This is a genomic window from Nocardia fusca NBRC 14340, from assembly GCF_001618425.1.
GTDB lineage: Bacteria > Actinomycetota > Actinomycetes > Mycobacteriales > Mycobacteriaceae > Nocardia > Nocardia fusca.
In genome coordinates this window covers 1-23,671 of sequence record NZ_BDCU01000051.1, presented here as the reverse complement: position 1 = coordinate 23,671, position 23,671 = coordinate 1, and the positions used below count along the sequence as shown (strand labels likewise).

Below are 23,671 nucleotides of genomic sequence, written 5' to 3'. Positions count from 1 at the left end.
CGTGCGCACAGCCGGGCTCACCGCGGCCGAAGCGCACTCTCCGGTCGGTCGGTGCCGGGTCCGTAGGCCGCGAGAAAGGTCCGGACCGCGGCGGTGGCGATCGCCCGGAGTTCGGCGGGCGGGACTTTGCGGGTGCCGTGGGCGGACCGGTTCTCCAGCGGACCGGTGAGCAGCGCGAGGAACTGTTCGGCCGCGGTGGCGGGGTCGGTGGTGCGCAATTTCCCGGACAGCGCGAGCAGACCCAGGCGGTCGGTGAGCGCGTCCAGGGTCGCGGTCGCGGTGCGCTCCCGGACGAGCACCACGAGATCGGGCAGCCGGTTTGCCTGCGCGGCGCTGAGCCGGCGCAGGGCGTGCGAAGTGTCCCCGGCACAGATGCGCAGGAGCCGCCGGGCCGTATCCTCCAGCGCCGCGGTGAGGTCGGCGCCCGGACTGCGCAGGCGTTCCACCGCGGCCAGGCAGTCGGCGCCCACCCGGTCGGCCGCCGTGACGAGAGCCTCCCGCAGCAGGGTCTCCTTATCGGTCATGTGGTTGTAGACGGTCGGTTTGGCCACTCCGGCTTCGTCGGCTATCTCCCGGACGCAGGCCTGTTCGTAGCCCAGCCGGGCGAATACGGCGAAGGCCGCGTCGAGAATCGCCCGCCGCTTATCGATCCGGCCGGTGACCGGACCGTCCACCACTCGCGCACGCACGCTTCCATGCTAACGCCCGTCCCGCATGAATGAACCCACCGGTTCAAAAATCCATACCGTTGACAAAACCGATAGGAACGATACCCTGAACCCACTGGTTCAATTTCGGGAGGTATTCGAGTGATAGTCAACATCCTGCGGTTCAGCTTCAAAGACGGTGTCTCACCGGCCGAGCAGGCCGGGGTACTGGAGCGGATGCGCCGGACCGCGAGCGTCGAGTCGGTCGAATTCGGCGTCGTCGGCCGCGATATCGGCGACCCGCGCGACGGGTTCACCCACGCCTACAGCGCCACGGTCGCCGATCTGAACGCACTCGAGCGCTATCTGCACGACCCCGTGCACCTGGCCGGGGATCCGGATATCCTGCCGTACTTCGCCCGCCTGTCCGCGGTCCGCTTCTCCGATGACCCCGACCCCGACCTGACCGCGAAGATCGAAGAGCTGCACCTGCAGAAGGTGCGCACCTATCCGGAATGGGGCCGGATGCTGGCCGAGGTCGTCGACGGCACCATCGCCACCGGGGTCCCCTCGTAATCAGGCTTTGTCGATGGTCGTCTGGACGCGTTTGCGCCGAGGACCTCGCGCAACCTCTACGGGCGACTGTGCGCGCGGGTTCTGGCCCAGGCCCACGCCCGCGGCGGTGACCGTTTCGGAATCGCCGGATACCTGGGCTCCGCGGACGATTTCGACGCGGCGATCGAGGATTTCGCCGAGGACTACGCCGATCGGAACGCCCTCGACCACGCCGCGCTGCTCCGCGCGATCGAGGACGGCCGGATCGCCGCCTCCGCGAACCCGGATTCGTGAGGGCCGGGCGCGCCTCGGCTCAGTTCACGACAGCGAAGGCGAATCCGTCCCAGCCCTTCGCGCCCACCGTCTGCAGCACGGTGGCGTCCAGGCGGGGTTCGTCGGCCAGCAATTGCACCAGGTCCCGGCCCGCCCGTACCGCGGGGTCGGTGGCGTTCTCGTCGGCCAGCCGGCCCCCGCGCACCACATTGTCGACGACGACCACCGCGCCCGTCCGGGTCAGCCGCAGTGCCCACTGCACGTAATTCGAGTTGTTGACCTTGTCCGCGTCGATGAACACCAGGTCGAACGGCTCGGGTTGTTCCTGGGCGAGGACGGGCAGGCTGTCCAGGGCCGCGCCGACCCGGATATCGACGCGGTCGCCGACACCGGCGCGGTCCAGATTCGCCCGGGCGACCTCGGCGTGGCGTTCCTCGAATTCCAGCGTCGTCACCCGGCCCTCGGCCCCGACCCCGCGGGCCAGCCACAGGGTGCTGAAACCGCCCAGCGTGCCGATTTCCAATACCCGCCCGGCCCCGATGGACCGGGCCAGCAGGTAGAGGAATTTGCCCTGGGCCTCGGAGACGTCGATGGCGGGCAGTCCCGCGTCCGCGTTGGCCCGCAGCGTCGCGCTCGTCTCGCCGTCACGCGCGAGGTGATCCACCACGTACCGGTCCACTTCAGCCCAATCCGGTGTGCTCATATCCGCAGTCTGCCACCCTCCGGGCCCGCCCGGTCGACCCACGGCCTCGCCTCATGCCCCGAGTCGGTGGCGCAGACCGTTCGGATTCACCGGGCGCGTCGAGAAGCGCGACGCTCCTGGCGGATCACGCCTGTCCCGGCGGCTTCCGGTCCTGCGGAGCGGTGCCGCGAGCCGGATGAGCGGCCGTACTCACTCGGCTCGGGCGGCTCCGCCCAGCGCTGCCGCCAGTGCCGACAGCTGGGCACCCCGATAATCACGGGAGACCGGTGCCGCGTGCTCGACCAGGTCGAATCCGTGGTAGGCACCCCGTACCTCGTGCAGGGTGCAGGGCACCCCCGCGCGGCGCAGCCGGTCGGCGTAGGCGAGATCCTCGTCGTAGAACAGATCATGGGTGCCGACCCCGATCCAGGCGGGCGGGAGTCCGGTGAGGTCGTCGTACCGGGCCGGCGCCGCCAAGGGCGGAACCGCCGCGGCGCCGAGTTCACCCAGATAGGACCGCCAGCCGAAACTGTTGCTGCGGCGGCTCCACATACGCAGCCACCGGGCGTCGATATCGGTGCGTGCCGCGGTCCGGTCGTCCAGCATCGGATACGACAGCAGTTGCAGTACCGGCCGCACCGCACCGCGGTCGCGGGCCAGCAACGCCAGCGCGGCGGCCAGACCGCCGCCCGCGCTCTCCCCCGCGATCGCGATGCGGTCCCGATCCACCTCGGGCAACCCGGCCAGCCAGCACAAACCCGCGTAGCAGTCCTCGAGCGGCGCCGGATAGGGGTGTTCGGGCGCCCGCCGGTACTCGACCGATACCGCGACCGCACCGAGCCGTTCGGCCACGGTCGCGCAGAACCGGTCACCCATGGCCGCGTTGCCGATGACATATCCCCCGCCGTGCACGAACAGCAACCCGGGCAGCGGCCCGGACGCCCCGGCGGGCCGGAACACCCGGACCGTCACATTCGCGTCCACCCGCTCGATCGTCCCGCCCGCCGGGTGCGCCCGCCCGCCCCGGTCACTGAGCGCACGGATCACCCGGAGGGTGCGCGGGGACACCACGGTGCGTGGCAGGAAGCGCGCGCGGCGCAGGTCCGGATGGAACCCGATCTCCGACGTCATTGGCGTATCCACTCCCGTCGCCGCACCGGTGCCCTACCCGGTGGCCGTCTCCGCAGCGTACGGGCTGCGGGCCGCCCGCGTGGGAGTTCGCGCCGGCCGTAGCCGCAGGGACGGCGGCGACTATCGCGCGGCGCCTTCCCGGTCGGCGACGGTCAGTGTGCACACGCCGTCCCCGCAGGAGCGCTGTAGCCGGCCGCGTGAGATGGTCTGCACCAGCCCGATCGTCCAGCACATCGGGCAGCCGCGCAGCGCGATCAGACCGACGGGCAGGAGCACCAGGGCGATCGGTCCGACAACCGGGATCAGTGCCACCGCGCCGACCAGCGCGCCGAAGCCCACCACACCGCGCACCAGGTGCTCGGACGGGGAGGCACTCGCGAAATCCGGGCCGTCAGGTGTTGTTCTGCTCATCATGGCCTCCGTGACCCGATTCCGTGGCGGCGCAGAGTGTTTGCCGCACCGCGGCGCGGGCTCGGTGCAGGCGCGATTTCATCGCTGCCGGGCCGATCCCCAGTATCTCGGCGGCCACGCGCCCGCTGTAGCCCTGGATATCGCGCAGGATCAGCACCCGGCGCTGATCCGGAGGCAGGGCGGCGACCGCGGCCGCTACCCGGCCCGCTTCCAGTCGTTGCAGTACTTCGTGCTCGGCCGAGGCGGTCACCGCGACGTCCGCCACCGGCGTGTACTCGTGCAGCCGTCGCCGCGCACGTCGCAGGCATTCGTTGCGGACGATGCGGAACATCCACGAGGCCAGCGCGCCCGTGGCCCGCAGCATCCCGATCTTCCGGTACAGGATGATCAGGGCCTCCTGCGCCGCGTCCTGGGCGTCCTCCGCGTCGGCGCAGAGGGTCCGGGCGAAACGCTGGATATTCGGGTGGGCGGCCGACACCACCTCGGCGATCGCATCGACGTCACCGCCCTGCGCGGCGGCGATCAACTGCTCCTCGGGCCAGGTCACCTCAGCCACGACCGGCTCGTTTGCGCCGTAGGACAAACATGCACGTACAGAGCAATACCAGCCCGCCGGCGATACCGATAGCGATGATCACGACAACCTCCTCTTCCGTCCCGGCGTCTGCCGAGACATATATGAGAGGCACGAGCCGCGGAAAAGGATTCGACCGCGGCTCGAAAACGCCGCTCTTCGGCGAGCTTCGCCGGCCGCAGGCTCACGACCACTGCGTTCGCCGGCCGTTACCGTATTCACCGCCACTCCTGTTTCCGTAGCGGCCGGCAGTCTTGCCCCCAACACACACGGATCCATCGTCGCCGGCGGCGGAGCTCCCGCCGATGCGGCGCGTTACCGGCGGGTGGCTACGGCTACGGCCGTGTCGTGAAAACTACTGTCGGCAAACGTGTTTCGCGGCTGGAACGCTCCGGGACCGGCCGGGACCGGTATTGTGAGAACGCCGATCGTATCGGCCGGTGGTACGGGGCAGCCGAATCCGATCGAGGGGATGGTGACCATGCGCTGGTATCAGGTGGCCGCCTGCGGACCCGAATCCTTTTCCGAGCTCGCCGACGGCTTCGTCCCCATGTCACACGAATTCGGCGCCCACGAGAACTGGCACGCCGGACTCACCGCCCAGGAGTCGGGCACCTACACCCTGCTGCGCTGGGACCAGCACGGAAATCGCCTGTGCCACCGGACCCGGCGCCATATCCGCCGCGTTCCCGGCGACGACTTCTTCTGGGTCGTCGTCCCCGATCGCGGCGAGTTCGCCATCCGCTTCCACGACGAGGTGACCCGTGTCCCGCGCGGACACGCGGTCGTGGCCGGACTGGAGGTACCGTGCCGGCTGCACATTCCCGATGCGGCGGCCTACGGATTCCAGGTCCCGCGCACCGAATTCGAGTCCCGGCTCCGGCCGCACCGGCATATGAACGTCGTCCTCGATATGAACCGGGGGCTGGGCCGGGTCGCCGGCGATATGATCCGCGGCGTCCACGCCGAACAGTCCGGGCTGAGCGAACGCGAGTTCAACGCGGTCTGCGACCGGATCACCGAACTGCTGTGCCTGATGGCCGCTGGCGAGACCGGCCCGCAGGCAACCCATCACGCGGAGGTCGCCGAGAGCATCCGGCGGTATCTGCGCGAGCACATCGGCCGCTCCGATGTGCGCCTGCCCGCGGTGGCACACGCGCTCGGCTGGTCGCCCCGGCAGCTGCGGGTGGTGCTGCACGAAACCGGAACGACCTTCCGGGACCTGCGCCGCGACGAGGCGCTGCGGGTGGCACGCGATCTCCTGGCGGACCCGCGCGCCACCCTGACCATCGCGGAACTGGCGGCCCGCTGCGGTTTCACCCCCGCCTGGTTCTCGGCGGCGTTCAAGGAGCGGTTCGGCGTGACGCCGCGGGAGTTCCGGCGCAGCAGACGTGCCGAGTCCACGAACCGGCACAGGTGAACCGGCAGGTCCGAGGCCCGGCCTAGGAACCGGGGTTCAGCCGCACCGGAAGTTTCTCCGGACCCACCGTGCTGATCTGCACCGCGTACTCGACCTCGGTGCTGGGCACGGCCAGGGTCAGCTTCGGGAAACGGGTGAACAGCGTCTGCAGGGCGATCCTGCTCTCCAGCCGGGCCAGCGGAGCACCCAGGCAGAAATGCGGTCCGCGGCCGAACACGAGCTGGTCGCGGTGCTCGTGGTCGATATCGAATACCTCGGCGTTCGGGACGAGCAGCGGATCCCGGTCGGCGCCGCCCCACCACAGCGTCGGCGTCCCCGCGGGAATATCGACACCGGCGACCGTCACGTCTTCGAGCGGGTAGCGCATGAGCGCACCGACCACCGAAGAGCGATAGCGCAACGCTTCTTCGACCACATCGGCCCAGCGATTCTCGGCCTGCGCCCGCGCGAGCTGGGCGGGATGGTCCCACAACGCGATCACCGCATTGCCCAGCAGATGAACCGTGGTCTCGTGCCCGGCCACGATGACCAGCCACAGCACACCGATCAGTTCCTCCTCGGTGAGCTCGTTCGCGGCGTTGGCCCGCAACAGCGCCGAGGTGAGATCCTGCCCCGGTTCCGCCCGCTTGTGGGCGAGCAGCTCGACGAAATAGCCGCTCATCGCTGCCATGGCCGCCTGGGTTTGTTCGCCGGTGCTGTGCGCCGAGACGATCGTCAGGGTCCAGTCCTTGAGCTGTGACTGCGCCTCCAGCGGCACTCCGAACAGATCGCAGATCACCCGGACCGGCAACGGGACAGTGTAGTTCGCGACCAGATCGATCTCTTCGGAATCGGGAAAGGCGCTGATGAGATCGTCGGCGATCTGCTGGATGCGCGGTTCCAGCGCCGCGATCCGAGCCGGTGTGAACGCCTTGTTGATCGTCTGGCGCAACCGCCGGTGCGCCGCACCGTCCTGATTCAGCATATGTTCGGCGTCGGTGAGGGCGCGCAGCGGCCAATCGGCGGGTATCCGGCCGTCGTGCAGCGCAGGGCACTTGGACGGATGCTTGGCGAAGACCTTGTCGTCGAGCACCTCGGCGGCGGCACGGTGACTGACCGCGATGTAGGCGCCGACCCCGCCGAGCAGTTCGATGGGCACGACCTCACCCGCACGAATTATCCGCTCGAGCGTTTCGTACATCGACTCACCGGGGGTCGGAAGTTGGATGACTGGCTCGGACATGCTTGTCTCCCTGACTTTTTCGATGCGATCAGAGAGAGTCTGGGATGCCGGAGCGGGCCGCACAATCGGTGCGCCGCATCGTGCCCCGCACCGATATTCCATCGCACCGGAACGTAATTCCGCACCGGCCACCCGGTCGGTGATCTCATTTTTCGGCGTCTTTGCGAACCCGCAGCTCCTGTCCGGCGCCCGCCGCGGCCGGCCGGGCGTTGTCGATGGTGAAGGTCACCCGGTCCGGCCGGTAGCGGTCCTCGCCGTATTCGAGCGGGACTCCGGCCGCGGACGAGGTGTGCCGCCGTTCCCGCAGTAGCGGGGTCCCCGGGGCGACCCCCAGCAGCGCCGCGTCGGTCTCGTCGGCGCCGACCGCGTCGATGGTGTGCCGGGCGGATTGCAGATCCACACCGCGGTCGGCGAGGTGGGCGTAGATCGACGCCGTATCCGGATCGAAATCGAACAGCAGCCGCCCGACGTGCTCGACGAAGGCGGCGCGTTCCACCATCACCGGCGCACCGTCGAGCAGCCGCAACCGCAGCACCTCGATCACCGGCGCCCCCTCCGCCATCCGCAGGGCCGCCGCCGCGGCGGCCGAGGCACCACGGCGGGCGATCTCCACGGTGCGCTGGCCGGGGGTCCGGCCGATGCGTCCGGCCCATGCGGTGAAGGAGCGCAGCGTTTCGAAGGGTTGCCCGACCGCGGTATCGCGCACCACGGGCCGGCGGCCCTGCCCGCCGCCGATGAGTCCTTCGTGGGCCATATCTGCACAACCCCGCAGACCGGCCGCGCACTCGACTACGCCTGGTCGGCCCGGGAGAAGTGGCTGCGGCTGGCGGAGCAGGCGGGGTTCGAGATCAGCCGGGCCGACACCGTGGTGGTGGCCCGGACCGCCGCCGAGCTCGGGGTCCTGGAGGAGTTCGCGGCCGAACGCGGCACCGGCGAGGTACGGCTGCTGGACCGCGCCGGGACGGCCCGGCTCTTCCCGCCGGCCGGCGACCCCGGCAGCGATATCCTCGGCGGCGCCCATCTGGCGCTCGACCTGCGGGTCGATCCGCGCGCCGCAATACCGGCCCTGGCCGCCCGGCCGGCGTCGCGCGGCGTCGAATTCGTCTGGAACACCCAGGTGGGCGCCGTATCCGAAGGTGCCGTGCACACCGCGCGCGGCGATCTGGCCGCGACCGCGATCGTGCACGCGGCCGGCCACGATATCGACCGCCTCTTCCCGGTGATCGCCGAAGAGCACGGCGTGCGCCGCTGCCGGCTCCAGATGATGGAGGTGGCGCCACCCGGTGATATCCGCATCGAACCGGCGATCCTCACCGGCTACTCCATGCTGCGCTACGGCGGTCTGGGCGCCACCGCCTCCGCCGCCGTGGTGCGGCGCGAGATCACCGACCGGGCGCCCGAAACGCTGGACGCCGTGATGAACCTGATGCTCACCAGCGCCCCGACGGTTCGGTGGTCCTCGGCGACACCCATCACTACGCCCGCACCCATCTGCCCTTCGACGAAGAAGACATCGCGGATCTGGTGCTGCGCGAAGGCGCCCGGCTCTTCTCGGCCGGTGAGCTGTCGGTGCGGCGGCGGTGGCGCGGGGTCTACGCGGATTCGCCGGAGACCGATTTCCTCGTGGCCGCGCCCGCAACCGGTATCCGCGTCGTCTCGGTGACCTCCGGTATCGGTATGACCACCGCGCTGCGCCTGGCGCCGACGGTCGTGGATCAGCTGGTCTGAGCGCCGGGCCGGGCGGCCGCTTGTCCGGCCGCCCGGTCCGGGAGATCAGCCCGCCGCGGTCACGATCGCCGCGGCCACCGCGTCCGGCCGCGAGACCAGCGAGGCGTGGGACGCATCCAGTTCGCTGGTCTGCGCGCCCATCCGGCCGGCCATGAAACGCTGCGAGGCCGGCGGGATGATTCGGTCCTGCGCGGAGACCAGGTACCAGATGCGCTCACCCGACCACGACGGTGCACCGGAGGGTTCCAGATTGGCGGCCAGGGCGACCGATTGCTGGTGGGCGAGCATATCGGCGGCGGTGGCGTCGTCGACATCCTGCGCGAAGACGTCGTGGAAGTATTCGGGCGCCACATAGCCGTCGAGATTGCGTCCCGCGATGCCCTGCGGATCGTCGACGACCTTCACTTGCAGCGCGGGGGGCAGCAGCCGACTGCCCGGGAACCGCACCGGGTCCAGTGCCTGCTGCGCGAATTCACCCTGGGTCGGCGCGAAGGCCGCGACGTAGACCATGGAGACGACGTCGGGGTCGTGCACATTGCTGATCACGGACCCGCCGTAGGAGTGCCCGACCAGCACGATGGGCCCGTCGACGGTGTCGAGGGTGCGCTGGACGGCGGCCGAATCGTGGGCCGGGCCGCGCAGCGGGTTCACCGGTGTCAGCACCGCGTAACCCTGCCCACGCAGTCGCGCGGCGACCCCGTTCCAACTGGTCGGGTCGGCGAACGCGCCGTGCACCAGGACCACGGTGGGCCGCGGCGCGGCCCGGGCGGGCATCGCGACGGCGGCCGTGGTGACAAGGGCGATGATCAGGCTCAGCAGAACGGTACGCAGCGTGCGAATGATGGTCATTGGTTCCCTGTCCCGTCTCGTTCGGTTTTTCACGAATTCGAGCAGTTCGGCGCGCGCTGGCGCAGCGCCGCACAGGTGACGCGGGTGATCAGTGTAGCCGGATGGGGTCCGCGCGAAAGCCCGATTGCCCGCGGCAGTGGACGGTGGCGAGAGGACACCTCTTGCCACCGCGGCGCAGGGAGAGCAGGGTTGGGGACACCGGTGGCGCCACCGGGGCGCCGCCTCGAGTAGAGAGGAGGTGGCTCATGTTCGCGCGATCCACCACTATTCAGGGGCAACCCTCCGCTATCGACGCCGGGATCGCACATATGCGCGATGTCGTGCTGCCCGCCTTACGGGAGATCCCCGGATGTATCGGGCTGTCGCTGCTGGTCGACCGGGACAACGGGCACTGTATCGCCACCAGTGCGTGGGAGTCCGAGGAGGCGATGCACGACAGCAGGGAGCAGGTCGGTCCGATTCGCGACCGCGCACTCGCTACGTTCCGCGGTGGCGCACAGATCGAGGAATGGGAAATCGCGGGTTTGCATCGAGCTCATCACGCGGATGAGGGCGCATGCGTGCGCGCGACCTGGGTGAAAACCGATCCGAGCCGTCTCGATTCGGCCATCGAGATCTACAAGGCCGACACCCTGCCCGCCATGGAGGACCTGGAGGGCTTCTGCAGTGCGAGTCTGATGGTCAACCGGAGGTCCGGCCGCGCCGTCTCGTGCACCAGTTACGACAGTGCCGCGGCGATGCGAGCCGGCCGTGAGCAGTCGGCGTCGCTGCGGGTCGACGCTGCCCGGCGGACCGGCGTCGAAGCTCTCGACGTGCGGGAGTTCGAACTGGCACTCGCCCATCTGCGGGTCCCGGAAATGGCCTGACCGGGCGAACCGGCCTACCCCGCCTCACCCGTGGTGAGACCCATCCCGGCGGCGAGGTCGGTGAGTACCGCATCGAACAGCACATCCGGGTCGCTCACCGGCATCGGGTAATTACCGAACACCTCCAGCGTGACGTGGCCGTAGAGCCGGACCCAGACCGTCATCATCAGATACGCCACCCCGAGGTCGAATTTCTCGGACGGAAACTTCTGCTCCGAGCCGGCGAGCAGCCCCAGCAGCTCGTTCTGGAACGCGAGCAGGTCGGTGCGTAGCGCCTCGGGAATCGATTCGGTCGGCGGAGTCGCCAGATCGTAGGCCGCGAGCAACTTACCCGCGGCTTCCAGGAACACCAGCCCGAACGCCTCGTCGAAACGCCGCACGGTACCCGGGCCGCCGGCCGCCGGCGAGGCGAACACCAGGGTGAATTCGTTGCGGTGGGCCAGCGCCCAGCGCCGGAACGCCCGGCAGATGGCGAACAACCGGACCACTCCGTCGTCCGGTAGTTCGGCCACCTGCGCCCCGAGGTCCTCGGCCAGCCGGATACAGATATCGCGCCGTAACGCGACCAGCAGCTCCTCGCGGGACGGGTAGTAGCGGTAGAGGGCGGGAGCGGTGATCCCGAGTTCCCGCGCGATGGCGCGCAGGGTCAGCGCCTCCGCTCCCTGTGCGACCAATAGCTCCACAGCCACGCGCCGGATGTCCGCGTCACTGACCGCGGGCATCCGGCCCCGCCGGGCGGGTTGTGTCATTCGTATGCGACCTGCCAGTTCTTGATTCCGTTCAGCCAACCCGACCGTAGCCGAACGGGTTCGGCGACCTGACGCAGGTTCGGCATCACGTCGGCGATGGCGTTGAAGATCAGGTCCAGTTGCAGACGGGCCAGGTTGGCGCCGACGCAATAGTGGGTACCGGTGCCGCCGAAGCCGACGTGCGGGTTCGGGTTGCGGGTGACATCGAATTCGAACGGCTTGGTGAAGTGGTCCTCGTCGAAGTTGGCCGACGCGTAGAACAGGCCCACCCGCTGCCCCTTGGCGATGGCCTGCCCGCCGATCTCCGTGTCCTGCAGAGTGGTCCGCTGGAACGCGATGACCGGGGTGGCCCAGCGCACGATCTCGTCGGGGGCGGTGCGCGGACGCTCGGCCCGGTACAGCTCCCATTGCTCCGGATTGTCCACGAAAGCCTTCATACCGTGGGTGGTGGCATTACGGGTGGTTTCGTTACCGGCCACCGCCAGCAGGATGACGAACCAGGCGAATTCCTCCGAACTCAGCGCCTCGCCGTCGATATCGGCGCTGAGCAGCTGGCTGATGATGTCGTCGGCCGGGCAACCGCGGCGCTCTTCGGCCAGATTCCAGGCGTACCCCATCACCTGCGCGTTGGCCATTTTGTAGCTGTCGGCGTATTCGGGGTCGTCGTAGCCCATCATCTGGTTCGACCACTCGAACAGCTTGCCGCGGTCTTCCTGCGGCACCCCGAGCAGTTCGGCGATGGCCTGTAGCGGCAGCTCACAGGCGACCTGCTGGACGAAGTCACCGCCACCGGTCCGCTTGGCCTCGTGCACGATCCGCTCGGCCCGCTCGTGCAGGGCGTCGCGCAGGCTCTGCACGGCGCGCGGGGTGAAGCCGCGGGAGATGATGCGGCGCAGTTTGTCGTGCTCGGGCGGGTCGGTGTTGACCAGCATCGCGCGCTGGATATCGATCTCCTCGCGGGCGATATCGCCGTTGAAGCGGATCACCGCGGTATTGGCGTGGGTGGAGAAGACCTCGGAGTTCTTCGAGATCTCCTTGATGTGTTCGAGTTTGCTGACCACCCAGTAGCCGCCGTCGTCGAACCCGCTGACCCCGTCCGGCTGATCGACCCACCACACGGGCGCGGTCCGGCGCAGTTCGGCCCATTCCTCGATGGGCAGCCGGGCCGCCAACAGGTCGGGATCGGTGAAATCGAAGTCATGGGCGAGACCACTGGTCATCGTGCCTCCTTATGAGCTGGTACATGCGGTTCGCGGAGGCCGTAGCGAAGGCGGAGGTATCGCATCATCGTGCCTCCTTATGAGCTGGTACATGCAGGAACCCTCTCCCGAGGAGTGAACCACACCACAACGATTTTGTGAACAGGTTTTAGTAAATGCCGTTCACATAATGGTCCGGCAACGGGGGACCCCCCATTCGGCAACCATTTCGCTACGTTCTGGCGCCGCCTCCGAATGCGCCGCCCGAACAGCGGACAGAGCGCCATAATGAGATGCTCGACCCCATTGCAACCGGTATACGGCGGTAGCCGCATGAGCAAGACCCCCGAACCCTTCCGGAGGACGCAGCACATGACCACCATGGAAATGCCGCACGTCAGCGAATGCACAGTGAACAGCTGTTCGTACAACCACGACGGATGTCACGCGTACGCGATCAACGTCACCGGACATAACGGCAGCGCCGACTGCGCGACCTTCATACCACTGGCGACCAAAGGCGGTCTCGACACCGTCACCAGCATGGTCGGTGCCTGCCAGCGCACCGACTGCGCCTACAACACCGACCTCGAGTGCACCGCGGGCGAGATCCGGGTCGGCCCGGGCAGCACCGACCACACCGCCCACTGCATGACCTACGCCCCGCGCTGATCCGGCCGACCACGCCACGGCTACCAGGGGCCCCGGCCGTACCGGATCGGCTGCGCGGGTATGCCCGGGCCGTCGGCATACGGCGTCAACGCCTTGACGGTGGTGATCTGTACAGCATCTGTCACCGTCCCGGGCACCAGCGGCCCGGTGGGCGGTGGCCAGAACGAGTAGACCTCCGGGTCCCGATCCGGACCGATGAGCCGCCCGGTCGCCATCGCGGTATGAGCGTTCCCTCCCTCCAGTCCCTGCCAGACGATCAGGTCGCTACGACCGGGCCGCGGGCCGTCGGGGTCTCTCATATCGAGGTCCTGCGTTCCGTGCGGCAGCATCGTCTCCCGCATCTGCTTCTGAAAGCCTCGCGGTAAGAACCCGCGCTGCCGATCCCGCTGCGCCCTCCTGCCCAGGATCGACGCGTACTGCTTCCGGATCTGCGCATGTGTCAGCACGCCCGTGTCCGCGCCCACCCACAGGATCATCTCCCAGCAATTCCAGCCGGACCCGGAATCCAGTGGCGGCAGCGGCCCCTCGGTTCTCGCGGTGATCCACTGCTCGAACTTTCGGTTAGAGATGAACCGGGGCAGGAAATTCGTCCACATCGCCTTGGCCCCCGACAGATGGATCCGATGCAGCCCATCGGCGACGACCATGGCCGGGTCCGCGGTGTCGGCGGCGAATTCCGGCGAACCGCGGCCAGGCACCCCCGCCAGGACTTCCCCTTCCCGCCCGAGAGCAGCGCCTGCGATCCTGCGTTCACTGCCCTCCAGAGTGTCGGCCGCCAGGTCGAGCTCATCACTCACCTTTCGCAGCGGCTGCTCGGAGGCACGCCCGAAATCGGCGCCGACCGCACGCGCACGCTGGTGCATCTCGGCGAGAACCCGGCGCAACAACTCGGTCCTCCGGCTCCGATATGGGCCCGGTCACGGCCCGGGACGATGGGACCACCGGATCGTAGGCAGGTTTCGCGCTACCAGCGGCCGAAACGAAGCGCACCGGGCGGTGAATTCACCGGATGGTCACCGTCGCATACGTTCGCGCTGCGAGCCCCTCTGAACCGGAGTCGGCCCGGAGTCTTCGAAAATCAATTGAGCACAAGTACCGCTGTAGGGCTTCATGGACACGATGAGCACAGTGAAGCAGCAACTCCCCGGGAGCGCGCGGATCGTCGGTGACGGGATGAAGTTGCACCGCCGGTCGCTGCGGTTGGACGGACGTAGCCATACCGTGATCTCGCTGCGCCCGGGTACCACCGCCCGCTTCAGCACCAACTACTTCCACGGCACTTGGCATCTGCTCTCCGACGACCACGGCTCCCGGCTGCTGGCAACCCTGTTGTGGGGCCTGTCGTATCAGGCACGCCCAGCGACGGTGTTGCTGATCGACCGTCCGTTCCTCACTCCGACCCCCTTCGAAGCCGACCCGGCGGACCCGGTTCTGCTCGTTCCGGGCTGGTGTACCCGCCTCACGCCGCGGGCGGCCCGGGAACTCGTGCGCAGATTACCCCTGCGCACCGCGCCGGAGGGCACCGTGCGCTGGCGAACCCGCGGACTGGCCACCGCCGCCTACGCGCCCCCCTGGGCGCCCCGGCGCGGCCGGACCACACGGGTGAAGGGCGCGATCGTGGTGACCCCCTCCTCCCCCGCCGAATGCCGGGACTGGGCGCTGAGCATCGCCGCCATGGACACCGACGCCTACGGCACCGACTACACCTACCTCGACGACCACCACAGATGGATCAGCGGCGAGGTCCAGATCTTTCGCCGGTTCCACCACATGGTCGATACTGCCGGGCAGGCCCGCCGCGCCGTTCTGCGACGTGTCGGCGTCGGTGCCGACCCGAGCTCGCTACGCCCCGAGATCTGGGAGACCGCCGCCGTATTCCGCGGCACCGCACATCTGAAGGTCCTCGAATGGCGGGACGGACAGTGGCGCGTGGGCCGGCACGCCGCCGAGCTGCTCGCACAAGCCGGTGTCCACGAGTTCGAGGATCTGCGCCGGATGGGGGCGGTGGAGGCATACTGCCGGATGCTGGTGGCCGGCGCCGGACCGGACATCCGAATGCTGTGGGCGATGGATTGCGCGATTTCGGGCAGCTATTACCGGAACCTCACCGCCGCACGAAAACGGGAACTGATGACGGCATTGCGCCGGTACCCGGCTTCTGTCATCGACCGTATGGGTCCGGACCGGCGGGTCCGGCTTCCCCGTACCGCGGGGCGGATGGCAGCCTACCGCCGCCGTCGGAGCGCTAGGCTCCGATGATCTGTGCGCCGAGCGAGCCGTCGGCCACCTTCAGGAGATTCGTATGAGCGAGATACTGACAGTCGATCTCCACCCGGTATTCCGGAGTGATCGTGATATCGACCAGGTACTGCGCAGCGCCCTGTTCCGAGCTGCGGCACAGAAGGTCGGCCTGCTGGAGATCATCGCGGGAAAGGGCTCGGGCACGCTGAAACGGCGTGTTCTCGCCAAACTCGCCCAGCCCAGCCTGAAGAAGCTCTATCGGCGGGTGGAGTCGGACCCGGGCAACGAGGGCCGCATCCTCGTCCATTTCTGAACGGTTCGGCCCTACGCCACCCGGATCGCCCTACTTCGTGAGCCCCGCGTCACCCCACACGCCGTTACCCGCCTGACTGCAGCTCTCCATATTCCCGCCGACGAACAGGAAACTGATCGTCAGGTTCTGGACACCCGCGACCGGCACGTCCACGGTCGGCGATTGCCCCACCGGAACGTTGCCCGAGGAATAGATCGATTTTCCGTCGGCGATCACCTCGAACTGGAGCACTGATTGGGAATTGCCGCCGTCGGCGATACCGATAGTCGAGTTGAACCGCGACCATTCCCGATTCAGGTTGTAGGTGTGGCCCACCTCGGTATCGCAGCCGCTGAACTGCTGATAGATCGAATGCGGGTAGGAGACGCCGTTGACCGATATCGTGCCGGTATATGCGTTTCCGGTGGTGGGCGACATATCGGCCAGGTACCGCTTGGGCAGCGGCGCGGGGGCGGGTGCCGGGGCCACGGGGGGTGCCGCACTTTCGCTCGTCGTAATCGCCTGTGCGGTATCGGCTTCCGCGTCCGTGGAACCGGATCCGACGAGGAGGGTGACCACCAAACCGACGACGGCCAGCGCGATACCCGCCCCCGAGACGAGCATTACCCCGCGCTCGGCGTCCCGGGCACTCTTGGGGGCCGCGGTGCCGGGCGCCGGCGAATGGGGGCGCGGGTTCGGCCCGCGAGTGGGTTCGGTTGGATTGGACACGCGCACACTCTTCTTCGACGTAACTCGACGGAGCCCGGCCGGGCGCCGCAGCAGAGATATACCACGCCGGGCGGGGTGATGGAATTGGAGCGCTGCGCCGGATAGTTCTGCACGCCGGTGCGCGATTCGAATTTCCGGTGCTCGACGATGGGATTGTCGAAAATGGCGGCGAGCTATGCGTTTTCCTCCGTCCGGACCGGATGAACCCCGCGGCCACATACCTCACGCCCGAAACCGCGAATCACTACACCGCGATACGGTACGGTACGTACTGTACTGTTATCTACATGACCGCTGACAATGCCTGGCCCGGCCACCTGGGGGTGGCCCAGGTCAGATTCGCCCGCCCCACCGACCGGCTCGACGAGGTGATCCGCTTCTACGTCGAAGGGCTCGGCCTGCGCGAGCTCTACCGGTTCGCGAACCACGCCGGCTACGACGGGGTGATGCTCGGCCTCCCCGGCACCGGCTATCACCTGGAATTCACCACCCACGCCGACGGCAGCCCGGGAGACGCGCCGAGCAACGAGAATCTGCTGGTGCTGTACTGCGAATCGGAGGCGCGGATGTTCGAGACAGTCCGGAGACTCGGCGAATTCGGCGCCGAACCGATCCCCACCGAGAACCCCTACTGGGCCGCCCACCGAGCCCTGGCGTTCCCGGATCCGGACGGCTGGCAGGTCGTACTCGTCCCGCGGCCGGTGTTCTGATGCCGGGCCGCACCCGCGACGAGCGGATCGACACCGCCGTCCTGGCGGCCGCGCGAACCCTGCTCGACGCCAAGGGTTACGCGGGCCTCACCATCGGCCAGGTCGCCGCGAGCGCCGGTATCCATCGCCCGGCGATCTATCGGCGCTGGCCGTCCAAACGACACCTGGTGGCCGCGGTGGTGGCCGATCTGCTCGGGCTCGAACCGACCCCGGACACCGGCGAGCTCCGCGCCGATCTGATCCGCTCCATGCGGGAATTGGTAGCCGCTCTGCGCGACACCTCGCTGGGCCGGGTGTTGCCCGCCCTGGTCGCCGACCTCGCCACCGATCCGGAACTGCGCGAACAGCTGTGGTCCACCGTCTTCGGCCCGCGTCGCGAGACCACGGCGCGCGCCCTGCGCGCCGCGATCGACCGCGGCGAGATCGACCCGGGCACCGATATCGATTTCGTACTCGACGCGGTCGCCGCGCCGATCTACTTCCGGGCCCTGTTCGGACATCTCCCGCTTTCCGACGAACTGGCCGACCACTCGGTGGACACGGTGCTCGCGGCGATCCGCCGCACCGGGTGACATGTGGCCGCGAGGCCGGGTGGAGATGCGTCACACCGTGCCGTTGATCACCGGTCCGGCACGAAACGGGCGGTACGGTAGGATCGCTTCAGTACCCGCGCCCGATGCGCACATATGTACTCTCCGTCGCGGATCACCAGCCTTTCGCGTCGGGACCCGCGACACCGCCACCTCGAGTAGGCGCGGACAGACGGTCCGAACGGACGTCGCGGTATCACCTCCGATGCCGAAAGGCGCTCATACCTTCATGCCTGCCAACACTCCTGCCGCGCAGACGTTCACCGACCTCGGCGTCCCGGCAGATATCGTCGCGAAACTCGCGGACAGCGGTATCACCGAACCCTTCCCGATCCAGAACGCCTCCCTGCCCGACACCCTCGCCGGTCGCGATGTCCTCGGCCGGGGGAAGACCGGCAGCGGTAAGACCCTGGCGTTCGGGATCCCGGTGGTCGCGCTGCTCGCCGGCGCTGCGCGCACCCCGGGCCGGCCCACCGGGCTGATCCTGGCGCCCACCCGGGAACTCGCCACCCAGATCGCCGCGACCGTCGCTCCGCTGGCGGAGGTGCGCGGTCTGCGGGTGACCACCGTTTTCGGCGGGGTGCCGGTGAACCGCCAGATCAAAACCCTGAAGCAGGGTGTCGATATCGTCGTCGCCTGCCCCGGCCGGCTCGAGGATCTGATGCAGCAGCGAGCGCTGTCGCTGGATGCCGTGCGTATCACGGTGCTCGACGAAGCCGACCATATGGCCGATCTCGGCTTCCTGCCCGGCGTGATCCGGATCCTCACGGCCACACCGCGCGACGGCCAGCGCCTGCTGTTCTCCGCGACATTGGACAACGGCGTCGGGAAACTGGTCGACCGTTTCATGCACGCGCCGATCTCGCATTCGGTCGACGAGGCCGCCGCACCGCCGCCGAAGATGACGCATCACATCTTCGAGGTCGAGGGGGCCGCGGCGAAGAAGGAACTCGTGCGCGCGCTCGCCGCGGGCAGTGGGCGCCGCATCCTGTTCATGCGCACCAAACATCATGCCCGCCGGCTCGCCGGGGAACTCACCCGCGCGGGTATCGCCGCCGTCGACCTGCACGGCAACCTCTCCCAGCCCGCGCGTGACCGCAACCTCGCCGCCTTCGCCGCGGGTACCGCCAAGGTCATGGTCGCGACGGATATCGCCGCGCGTGGTATCCACGTCGACGATCTCGAACTGGTGGTGCACGTCGATCCGCCCGCCGAACACAAGGCATACCTGCACCGGTCCGGCCGCACGGCCCGCGCGGGCACCGAGGGCACGGTGGTGACGCTGGTACTGCCCGAGCAGCGCAAGGATGTGGCGGCCCTGCTGCGCAAGGCCGGTATCGAGGTGCGTCCGCGTCCGGTGACCGTCGATTCCCCGATCATCACCGATCTGTCGGACGGCGCGGGTCTCCTAGAACCCGTCCCCGCCCACCCGGCACCCATCGTGGCCGAGCCGGGCACTCCGCGCGGGACCACCGGAGGTTCCCGCAACGGCCGGCGTGGATCGCGCGGCCGCCGGGGCGGCGCCGGTGGGCATGCCGAAGCGGTGCGCTCCGATGCGCGCGATACGACCACCCCGCGGGGTGGGGAGCGCGGCCGCGCGGAGAACACCGCGAAACGGTCGCGGCAGGGTGAACGGTCCGGCGCCGCCGAACACGCGGGTGCGCGCGGATCTACCGGGCGGCGGGGAAATGCCGCGGGACGGCCCGGAGCCCGCGCCACTGCGGCGGGTCACAGTACCCGGCAGTCCGCCGCGCCTACACGGCGGCAGCCGGAGCAGGGCGCCGGCCAGTCCGGCGCTTCGGCTCGGACGAACGGCGCGCGCACCCCGCACAGCGATCCCGCGCGCCGGCCCCGCCGAGCGACCCGTCCGGCCGGCTGATCACGGGATAACATCGCCGGTCAGTTGATACGTCACCGCCCGCCTCCGCATATTGCGCAGGCGGGCGGTTCTGTCGTGGGATATCAGTGCGCGAGAACCGGTTCGCCTTCCGCCGGTACCGGCAGCGCGCTCGGCATCAGCACCGCGAGCACCACCGCGCCGAGGACGAACACGCCCGCGGCCCAGGTGAAGCTGGTGGTGTAGCTCTCGATGGCCGATTGCGCGACGGTGAGCCGGTCCGGGATCCGGGCCGCCAGATAATCACTGGAGGCCGAGGCCGCGATGGTACTCAGCAGCGCCGTCCCGATCGACCCACCGACCTGCTGACTGGTGTTGATCATCGCGGACGCCACACCGGCATCGTCGTGGCCCACACCCGAGGTCGCGCTCTGGAACGCGGTCGACATCGCGCCGCCGAGACCCAGCCCGAGCAGGATCAGTCCCGGCAGGATATGGGTGGCGTACCCGGTGTCCAGCCCGATACGGGTCAGCCAGGCCATCCCGAGCGCGGCGATGGCGAACCCGCCGCTGACGACCACCTTGGGCCCGAGTTTGGGCAGCAGCAGCGACGGTGTCGTGGTCGAGGAGGCGACCATGGCGGCGACCATCGGCAGGAACGCCACACCGGTCATGATCGGCGAGTAGCCCAGCGCCAGCTGCATGTAGTAGGTCAGGAACAGGAAGATCGCGAACATCCCGATGCCCATGACGAACACCGCGAGGTAGGCACCGCCACGGGTGCGGTCCAGCACGATGCGCAGCGGCAGCAGCGGATGCGCCACCCGGGTCTCCAGCCAGACGAACACCGCCAGCAGCGCCGCGCCGCCGATGAGGAACGCGAGGGTGACCGAGTTCGTCCAGCCGTCGCTCTCGGCGTGGGAGAAACCGTAGACAACGCTGAACAGCGCCGCGGTGACCACGGCGGTACCCGGGATATCGAGTTTCGGCCGCGACCCACCGGCATGGCGGGCCAGCAGCAGTACCGCGCCGACCAGCGCGACCGCCGCGAACGCCAGATTCACGAACATCACCCAGCGCCATGAGGCCCATTCGGTGAGCGCGCCGCCGAGCAGCAGGCCGATGGCGCCGCCGGTGCCGGCGACCGCGCCGAAGATGCCGAAGGCCTTGGCCCGTTCCGACGGCTCGGTGAAGGTCACGGTGAGCAGCGACAGCGCGGCCGGTGCGAGCAGCGCGCCGAATACACCCTGGCCGACCCGGGCCGCCACCAACATCTCGAAGTTGGTGGCCGCGCCGCCGACGGCGGAGGCCACCGAGAAGCCGATCAGGCCGACGATGAAGGTGTTACGCCGCCCGAACAGGTCACTGAGGCGACCCCCGAGCAGCAGCAGGCTGCCGAATGCCAGCGCGTAGCCGGTGATCACCCACTGCCTGCTCGCATCGTCGAACCCCAGGTCACGCTGGGATTCGGGAAGCGCGATGTTCACCACGGTCGCATCGAGTACGACCATGAGCTGGGCGACGCCGAGCACGGCGAGCACCCACCACCGCAGCGCGTGCGAACCGCGCCTTTCCGACGGTATTTCCTGCGCGGAGGGACCGCGATCGATCGTGGTAGTCATCTCGCCCCTTGGGAGAAGGTTGGGTTGGTGAGAAGATCAGGAAAACGGAGAAGGCATCTCCGCTTGTATGAACGCTAACACAATAACGGAGAAGTCGCCTCCGCTTAATCCCGGCATTGATAGGATGACGGTGTGAAACACGCCACGACCCTGCGCGCACCCCGGCGTCTGCGCGCCGATGCCGCACGCAATCAGCAACGCATCGTCGAGGCGGCCCGCGAACTGTTCGCCGATCGCGGGTTGGAGATCACCCTCGACGATGTCGCCGAGCGGGCGGGTGTGGGTGTGGGCACGGTCTACCGTCGCTTCGCCAACAAGAGAGAACTCATCGCCGAGGTCTTCGAGCACAGCCTCGGTGCGTTCGCCGACCACGCCGAGGCCAGCCTGCGCGATCCCGACCCCTGGCTCGGCCTGGTCCAGTTCGTCGAATACGCCTGCCGGCATCTGGCCGTCAACCGCGGATTCAGCGAGGTCATCCTCGAACTCGACCTCGACACCGAACGTTTCCACGGCCTGCGCGACCGGATCAAACCCGCCGTGGCCGCGATCGTCGACCGGGCCCGCGACGCCGGCGTACTGCAGCCCGATATCGAGCCGTCGGACCTCTTCGCGATAATCCATATGGTCGACGGCCTGGCCGAATTCGCCAAACCGATCAACCCCGAGATCTGGCGCCGCTATATGGCCATCACGCTCAACGGGATCCGCGCCGACAATGTCGCCCGGCAGGAACTCCCGGTCCGCGCGCTCACCGACGACGAGGTCGATCAGGCGAAGTCCGCCAAGGCCGCGCCCTGCCCCGGACGCCGCCGCTGACCGGTCCACCGAGCAACGGCCGCGCAGGCCCGGCACCGCATCGCGATGCGGAGTGAGTGACGGCCGACGCCTTACCTGTCCGAGTTCGAGATCGCGGTGACAAGGGAATGCGCCGATCGGCGTCGAGCGCGCCGGTCGGCAGCGCCACCTTCGAAAGCCGGCCGCCGAACCGGTGTCTCGCGACGCGATAGCGAGCCGCGCGGATAGACCCCCGGCCCGGCGCATCGACATCCGCCATCACCTCTGGCCGGAGACCCCTCGCGCCGCAGGGTGCACCCCGACCGGCCCCGTGCCCGACGACTGCCGTTTCAGCGGCCGACGCGCAAACGCGGGCCGGTCGACCGCGCTGCCGGCACCTCCGCCGAAACAGCCGCCGCAGCCCAACGCAGGTCGTTATCGCACCACCGGGTCGGCCGCCGACCGACCGCACTGCGCCGCCACCGGCCGGCTTCCGGTGGCGCCGCCCGCCCTGCCCCGGACACACGAGGCGACAGTCGTTCCGCCGATCTCCGCGCTCATGACGTGACGAGCAGCGAGTCGATATGCACCGACAAGCCCCGAATGTGTGTCCGGCACAGGGCTTCTCCTACAGTCCCTGCCCCGAACTGGTGCCGGGCTCATCCTCGGGAGATTCACCTTCCGCAGACGCTTCGCCTTCGGCCGGCGGCTCCCCTTCCGCAGGAGGTTCACCGTTCGCCGGAGGCTGGCCGTTCGCGGGAGGCTGACCGTTCGCCGGAGGCTGGCCCCCACCCGGAGGCTGACCTTCCCCTGGCGGCTGGCCCTCACCCGGAGGCTGACCCTCCGCCGGCGGCTCACCTTCCCCGGGAGGCTGACCTTCCGCCGGAGGCTCGCCCTCCGCCGGGGGCTCGCCTTCCCCGGGCGGCTGGCCCTCACCGGGAGGCTGTCCTTCCACCGGAGGCTGGCCCTCGCCCGGCGGTACAGGCGGTCCGGAGTTCGGGGCAGGAGCGGAAGCCGGTGGTTCATCGGACTTGTCCTCGTCCTCATCGGATTCGTCCTCATCGCCACTGTCGCCACCGTCTCCGAGGAGACCAGACCCCATCATGCCTATGAGAGGCAAGATATTTTCAAGGCCTCCCATGCCGCCACCGGTGCCACCGCCACCGGTGCCACCACCCGTGCCACCGCCACCGGTGCCACCACCCGTGCCACCGCCACCGGTGCCACCACCGGTCCCGGTGCCGCTGCCGCCCGATTTGCTGTCGCCCGAGCCGAGTTCGTCTGCCGAGAGTTCACCCGAGCCGGGGCCGTCCGGTCCGAACAAGCCCGATTCGGAGTCGCCCGAGCCGGGGTCGGTCGCCCCGGGATCCGTGGCACCCGGATTCTGCGGATTCTGCGGATTCTGCGGATATTGCGGATTCTGCGGATATTGCGGACCCTGCGGATACTGCGGACCCTGCGGATACTGCGGATTCGCCGGTGGCTGCGGATTCGCCGGTGGCTGCGAAATTTCGGGCTGATCGTCCTGACCAGGGATGTCGTAGGGCTGGTCTTCAGCAGGATTCGCGGGGGTGTCTGCCGGGGGACTGTCCTCGCCGAACGGATCCCCGAGTATCGCGGCGGCCGCGACACCCACGCCCAAACCACCAGCACCAGCCCACATCATCTTCCTCTTAAGCGACATGGAACCGGAGCTGCTGGCAGAACCGGAACCACTACCCGAGCCACCACCGGAAGCCGAACCACGACCCGAGGCGGAGCCACCACCCGAGGCCGAGCCACCACCGGAAGCCGAGCCACCACCCGAAGCCGAGCCACCACCGGAAGCCGAGCCACCACCGGAAGCGGAGCCACCACCGGAAGCGGAGCCACCACCCGAAGCCGAACCACCACCAGAA

Annotated in this window: 25 protein-coding genes and 1 pseudogene; 12 read left to right on the top strand and 14 right to left on the bottom strand. The window is 68.8% G+C overall.

The genetic code is table 11. The features are described from left to right. Positions 1-17: 17 nt before the first annotated feature. Positions 18-689, bottom strand: coding sequence for a TetR/AcrR family transcriptional regulator (locus NF4_RS30155; RefSeq protein WP_063130789.1), 672 nt, complete (start codon positions 687-689; stop codon positions 18-20). Positions 690-809: 120 nt separating this feature from the next. Here NF4_RS30155 and NF4_RS30150 point away from each other — a divergent pair, with 120 nt between their 5' ends. Continuing rightward, positions 810-1,223 carry a Dabb family protein gene (locus NF4_RS30150; protein ID WP_063130788.1) on the top strand — a complete coding sequence of 138 codons (414 nt, stop codon included), beginning with the start codon at positions 810-812 and terminating at the stop codon, positions 1,221-1,223. A gap of 54 nt (positions 1,224-1,277) precedes the next feature. Continuing rightward, positions 1,278-1,496: pseudogene (locus tag NF4_RS37085) on the top strand (DUF2252 family protein); the annotation flags it as partial. Between the two features lie 19 nt (positions 1,497-1,515). Here the strand turns inward: NF4_RS37085 and NF4_RS30140 are convergent. The 4 genes from NF4_RS30140 to NF4_RS30125 form a co-directional block, all read right to left on the bottom strand. Then, a complete protein-coding gene (locus tag NF4_RS30140) occupies positions 1,516-2,178 on the bottom strand; it encodes an O-methyltransferase (RefSeq protein WP_063130786.1) in 663 nt (220 codons plus the stop codon). A gap of 189 nt (positions 2,179-2,367) precedes the next feature. Next, positions 2,368-3,288, bottom strand: a complete 921-nt coding sequence (locus NF4_RS30135; protein ID WP_063130785.1) for an alpha/beta hydrolase — start codon at positions 3,286-3,288, stop codon at positions 2,368-2,370. 120 nt (positions 3,289-3,408) lie between these two features. Continuing rightward, positions 3,409-3,699, bottom strand: a complete 291-nt coding sequence (locus tag NF4_RS30130; protein WP_063130784.1) for a hypothetical protein — start codon at positions 3,697-3,699, stop codon at positions 3,409-3,411. Next, positions 3,680-4,255, bottom strand: coding sequence for an RNA polymerase sigma factor (locus NF4_RS30125; RefSeq protein WP_063130783.1), 576 nt, complete (start codon positions 4,253-4,255; stop codon positions 3,680-3,682). The genes NF4_RS30130 and NF4_RS30125 overlap by 20 nt, the downstream gene beginning before the upstream one ends. A 433-nt stretch (positions 4,256-4,688) precedes the next feature. Between NF4_RS30125 and NF4_RS30120 the strand changes: the two genes are divergently transcribed. Then, on the top strand, positions 4,689-5,693 hold the full coding sequence (locus NF4_RS30120; RefSeq protein WP_063130782.1) for a helix-turn-helix transcriptional regulator: 1,005 nt from the start codon (positions 4,689-4,691) through the stop codon (positions 5,691-5,693). Positions 5,694-5,715: 22 nt separating this feature from the next. Here NF4_RS30120 and NF4_RS30115 read toward each other — a convergent pair whose 3' ends face one another. Beyond that, on the bottom strand, positions 5,716-6,915 hold the full coding sequence (locus NF4_RS30115; protein WP_063130781.1) for a cytochrome P450 family protein: 1,200 nt from the start codon (positions 6,913-6,915) through the stop codon (positions 5,716-5,718). 145 nt (positions 6,916-7,060) lie between these two features. Next, complete coding sequence (locus NF4_RS30110; RefSeq protein WP_084533671.1) at positions 7,061-7,669, bottom strand: GntR family transcriptional regulator; 609 nt, start codon at positions 7,667-7,669, stop codon at positions 7,061-7,063. Between NF4_RS30110 and NF4_RS30105 the strand changes: the two genes are divergently transcribed. Next, positions 7,661-8,578: an FAD-dependent oxidoreductase gene (locus NF4_RS30105; protein ID WP_198165521.1), complete on the top strand. Its 918-nt coding sequence runs from the start codon at positions 7,661-7,663 to the stop codon at positions 8,576-8,578. The genes NF4_RS30110 and NF4_RS30105 overlap by 9 nt on opposite strands. A gap of 110 nt (positions 8,579-8,688) precedes the next feature. On the opposite strand, the gene NF4_RS30100 is transcribed toward NF4_RS30105, so the two are convergent. Continuing rightward, positions 8,689-9,492 carry an alpha/beta hydrolase gene (locus NF4_RS30100; protein WP_063130779.1) on the bottom strand — a complete coding sequence of 268 codons (804 nt, stop codon included), beginning with the start codon at positions 9,490-9,492 and terminating at the stop codon, positions 8,689-8,691. Between the two features lie 245 nt (positions 9,493-9,737). Between NF4_RS30100 and NF4_RS30095 the strand changes: the two genes are divergently transcribed. After that, entirely contained in the window at positions 9,738-10,358 is a 621-nt protein-coding gene (locus NF4_RS30095; RefSeq protein WP_063130778.1) for an antibiotic biosynthesis monooxygenase, read from the top strand. 14 nt (positions 10,359-10,372) lie between these two features. Here NF4_RS30095 and NF4_RS30090 read toward each other — a convergent pair whose 3' ends face one another. Beyond that, positions 10,373-11,107, bottom strand: a complete 735-nt coding sequence (locus NF4_RS30090; RefSeq protein WP_063130777.1) for a TetR/AcrR family transcriptional regulator — start codon at positions 11,105-11,107, stop codon at positions 10,373-10,375. Beyond that, the gene (locus NF4_RS30085) at positions 11,104-12,327 is read right to left on the bottom strand and encodes a cytochrome P450 (protein ID WP_063130776.1); all 1,224 of its coding nucleotides are present in this window, start codon (positions 12,325-12,327) and stop codon (positions 11,104-11,106) included. The genes NF4_RS30090 and NF4_RS30085 overlap by 4 nt, the downstream gene beginning before the upstream one ends. Before the next feature lie 351 nt (positions 12,328-12,678). On the opposite strand from NF4_RS30085, the gene NF4_RS30080 reads away from it, so the two are divergent. Then, positions 12,679-12,978, top strand: coding sequence for a DUF1540 domain-containing protein (locus NF4_RS30080; protein ID WP_063130775.1), 300 nt, complete (start codon positions 12,679-12,681; stop codon positions 12,976-12,978). A 20-nt stretch (positions 12,979-12,998) separates the two neighbouring features. Here NF4_RS30080 and NF4_RS30075 read toward each other — a convergent pair whose 3' ends face one another. Continuing rightward, positions 12,999-13,865, bottom strand: a complete 867-nt coding sequence (locus NF4_RS30075) for a hypothetical protein (protein WP_063130774.1) — start codon at positions 13,863-13,865, stop codon at positions 12,999-13,001. Positions 13,866-14,097: 232 nt separating this feature from the next. On the opposite strand from NF4_RS30075, the gene NF4_RS30070 reads away from it, so the two are divergent. After that, the gene (locus NF4_RS30070; RefSeq protein ID WP_198165520.1) at positions 14,098-15,237 is read left to right on the top strand and encodes a TfoX/Sxy family DNA transformation protein; all 1,140 of its coding nucleotides are present in this window, start codon (positions 14,098-14,100) and stop codon (positions 15,235-15,237) included. A gap of 43 nt (positions 15,238-15,280) precedes the next feature. After that, positions 15,281-15,532 carry a Smr/MutS family protein gene (locus NF4_RS30065; protein ID WP_063130772.1) on the top strand — a complete coding sequence of 84 codons (252 nt, stop codon included), beginning with the start codon at positions 15,281-15,283 and terminating at the stop codon, positions 15,530-15,532. 30 nt (positions 15,533-15,562) lie between these two features. Here NF4_RS30065 and NF4_RS30060 read toward each other — a convergent pair whose 3' ends face one another. After that, positions 15,563-16,240 carry an NPCBM/NEW2 domain-containing protein gene (locus NF4_RS30060; RefSeq protein ID WP_063130771.1) on the bottom strand — a complete coding sequence of 226 codons (678 nt, stop codon included), beginning with the start codon at positions 16,238-16,240 and terminating at the stop codon, positions 15,563-15,565. 287 nt (positions 16,241-16,527) lie between these two features. Between NF4_RS30060 and NF4_RS30055 the strand changes: the two genes are divergently transcribed. The 3 genes from NF4_RS30055 (at position 16,528) to NF4_RS30045 (ending at position 19,419) form a co-directional block, all read left to right on the top strand. Then, positions 16,528-16,950: a VOC family protein gene (locus tag NF4_RS30055; protein WP_063130844.1), complete on the top strand. Its 423-nt coding sequence runs from the start codon at positions 16,528-16,530 to the stop codon at positions 16,948-16,950. Then, positions 16,950-17,522: a TetR/AcrR family transcriptional regulator gene (locus tag NF4_RS30050; RefSeq protein WP_063130770.1), complete on the top strand. Its 573-nt coding sequence runs from the start codon at positions 16,950-16,952 to the stop codon at positions 17,520-17,522. Before NF4_RS30055 ends, NF4_RS30050 begins: the two co-directional genes overlap by 1 nt. Positions 17,523-17,769: 247 nt before the next feature. After that, positions 17,770-19,419: a DEAD/DEAH box helicase gene (locus NF4_RS30045; protein WP_157120679.1), complete on the top strand. Its 1,650-nt coding sequence runs from the start codon at positions 17,770-17,772 to the stop codon at positions 19,417-19,419. Between the two features lie 83 nt (positions 19,420-19,502). On the opposite strand, the gene NF4_RS30040 is transcribed toward NF4_RS30045, so the two are convergent. After that, positions 19,503-20,999: an MFS transporter gene (locus tag NF4_RS30040; RefSeq protein ID WP_063130768.1), complete on the bottom strand. Its 1,497-nt coding sequence runs from the start codon at positions 20,997-20,999 to the stop codon at positions 19,503-19,505. A gap of 132 nt (positions 21,000-21,131) precedes the next feature. Here NF4_RS30040 and NF4_RS30035 point away from each other — a divergent pair, with 132 nt between their 5' ends. Beyond that, positions 21,132-21,815 carry a TetR/AcrR family transcriptional regulator gene (locus NF4_RS30035; protein WP_063130767.1) on the top strand — a complete coding sequence of 228 codons (684 nt, stop codon included), beginning with the start codon at positions 21,132-21,134 and terminating at the stop codon, positions 21,813-21,815. 1,673 nt (positions 21,816-23,488) lie between these two features. On the opposite strand, the gene NF4_RS39595 is transcribed toward NF4_RS30035, so the two are convergent. After that, positions 23,489-23,671: hypothetical protein (locus NF4_RS39595; protein ID WP_063130766.1), on the bottom strand; the 183-nt coding region annotated here is incomplete at its 5' end.

Bases quoted from the DNA above. Each gene is read 5' to 3' on its own strand.
- NF4_RS30040 (WP_063130768.1), bottom strand. From the start codon at position 20,999: ATGACTACCACGATCGATCGCGGTCCCTCCGCGCAGGAAATACCGTCG.
- NF4_RS30130 (WP_063130784.1), bottom strand. From the start codon at position 3,699: ATGAGCAGAACAACACCTGACGGCCCGGATTTCGCGAGTGCCTCCCCG.
- NF4_RS30050 (WP_063130770.1), top strand. From the start codon at position 16,950: ATGCCGGGCCGCACCCGCGACGAGCGGATCGACACCGCCGTCCTGGCG.
- NF4_RS30055 (WP_063130844.1), top strand. From the start codon at position 16,528: ATGACCGCTGACAATGCCTGGCCCGGCCACCTGGGGGTGGCCCAGGTC.
- NF4_RS30045 (WP_157120679.1), top strand. From the start codon at position 17,770: ATGCCTGCCAACACTCCTGCCGCGCAGACGTTCACCGACCTCGGCGTC.
- NF4_RS30070 (WP_198165520.1), top strand. From the start codon at position 14,098: ATGAGCACAGTGAAGCAGCAACTCCCCGGGAGCGCGCGGATCGTCGGT.
- NF4_RS30140 (WP_063130786.1), bottom strand. From the start codon at position 2,178: ATGAGCACACCGGATTGGGCTGAAGTGGACCGGTACGTGGTGGATCAC.
- NF4_RS30135 (WP_063130785.1), bottom strand. From the start codon at position 3,288: ATGACGTCGGAGATCGGGTTCCATCCGGACCTGCGCCGCGCGCGCTTC.
- NF4_RS30095 (WP_063130778.1), top strand. From the start codon at position 9,738: ATGTTCGCGCGATCCACCACTATTCAGGGGCAACCCTCCGCTATCGAC.
- NF4_RS30085 (WP_063130776.1), bottom strand. From the start codon at position 12,327: ATGACCAGTGGTCTCGCCCATGACTTCGATTTCACCGATCCCGACCTG.
- NF4_RS30080 (WP_063130775.1), top strand. From the start codon at position 12,679: ATGACCACCATGGAAATGCCGCACGTCAGCGAATGCACAGTGAACAGC.
- NF4_RS30100 (WP_063130779.1), bottom strand. From the start codon at position 9,492: ATGACCATCATTCGCACGCTGCGTACCGTTCTGCTGAGCCTGATCATC.
- NF4_RS30115 (WP_063130781.1), bottom strand. From the start codon at position 6,915: ATGTCCGAGCCAGTCATCCAACTTCCGACCCCCGGTGAGTCGATGTAC.
- NF4_RS30065 (WP_063130772.1), top strand. From the start codon at position 15,281: ATGAGCGAGATACTGACAGTCGATCTCCACCCGGTATTCCGGAGTGAT.
- NF4_RS30110 (WP_084533671.1), bottom strand. From the start codon at position 7,669: ATGGCCCACGAAGGACTCATCGGCGGCGGGCAGGGCCGCCGGCCCGTG.
- NF4_RS30090 (WP_063130777.1), bottom strand. From the start codon at position 11,107: ATGACACAACCCGCCCGGCGGGGCCGGATGCCCGCGGTCAGTGACGCG.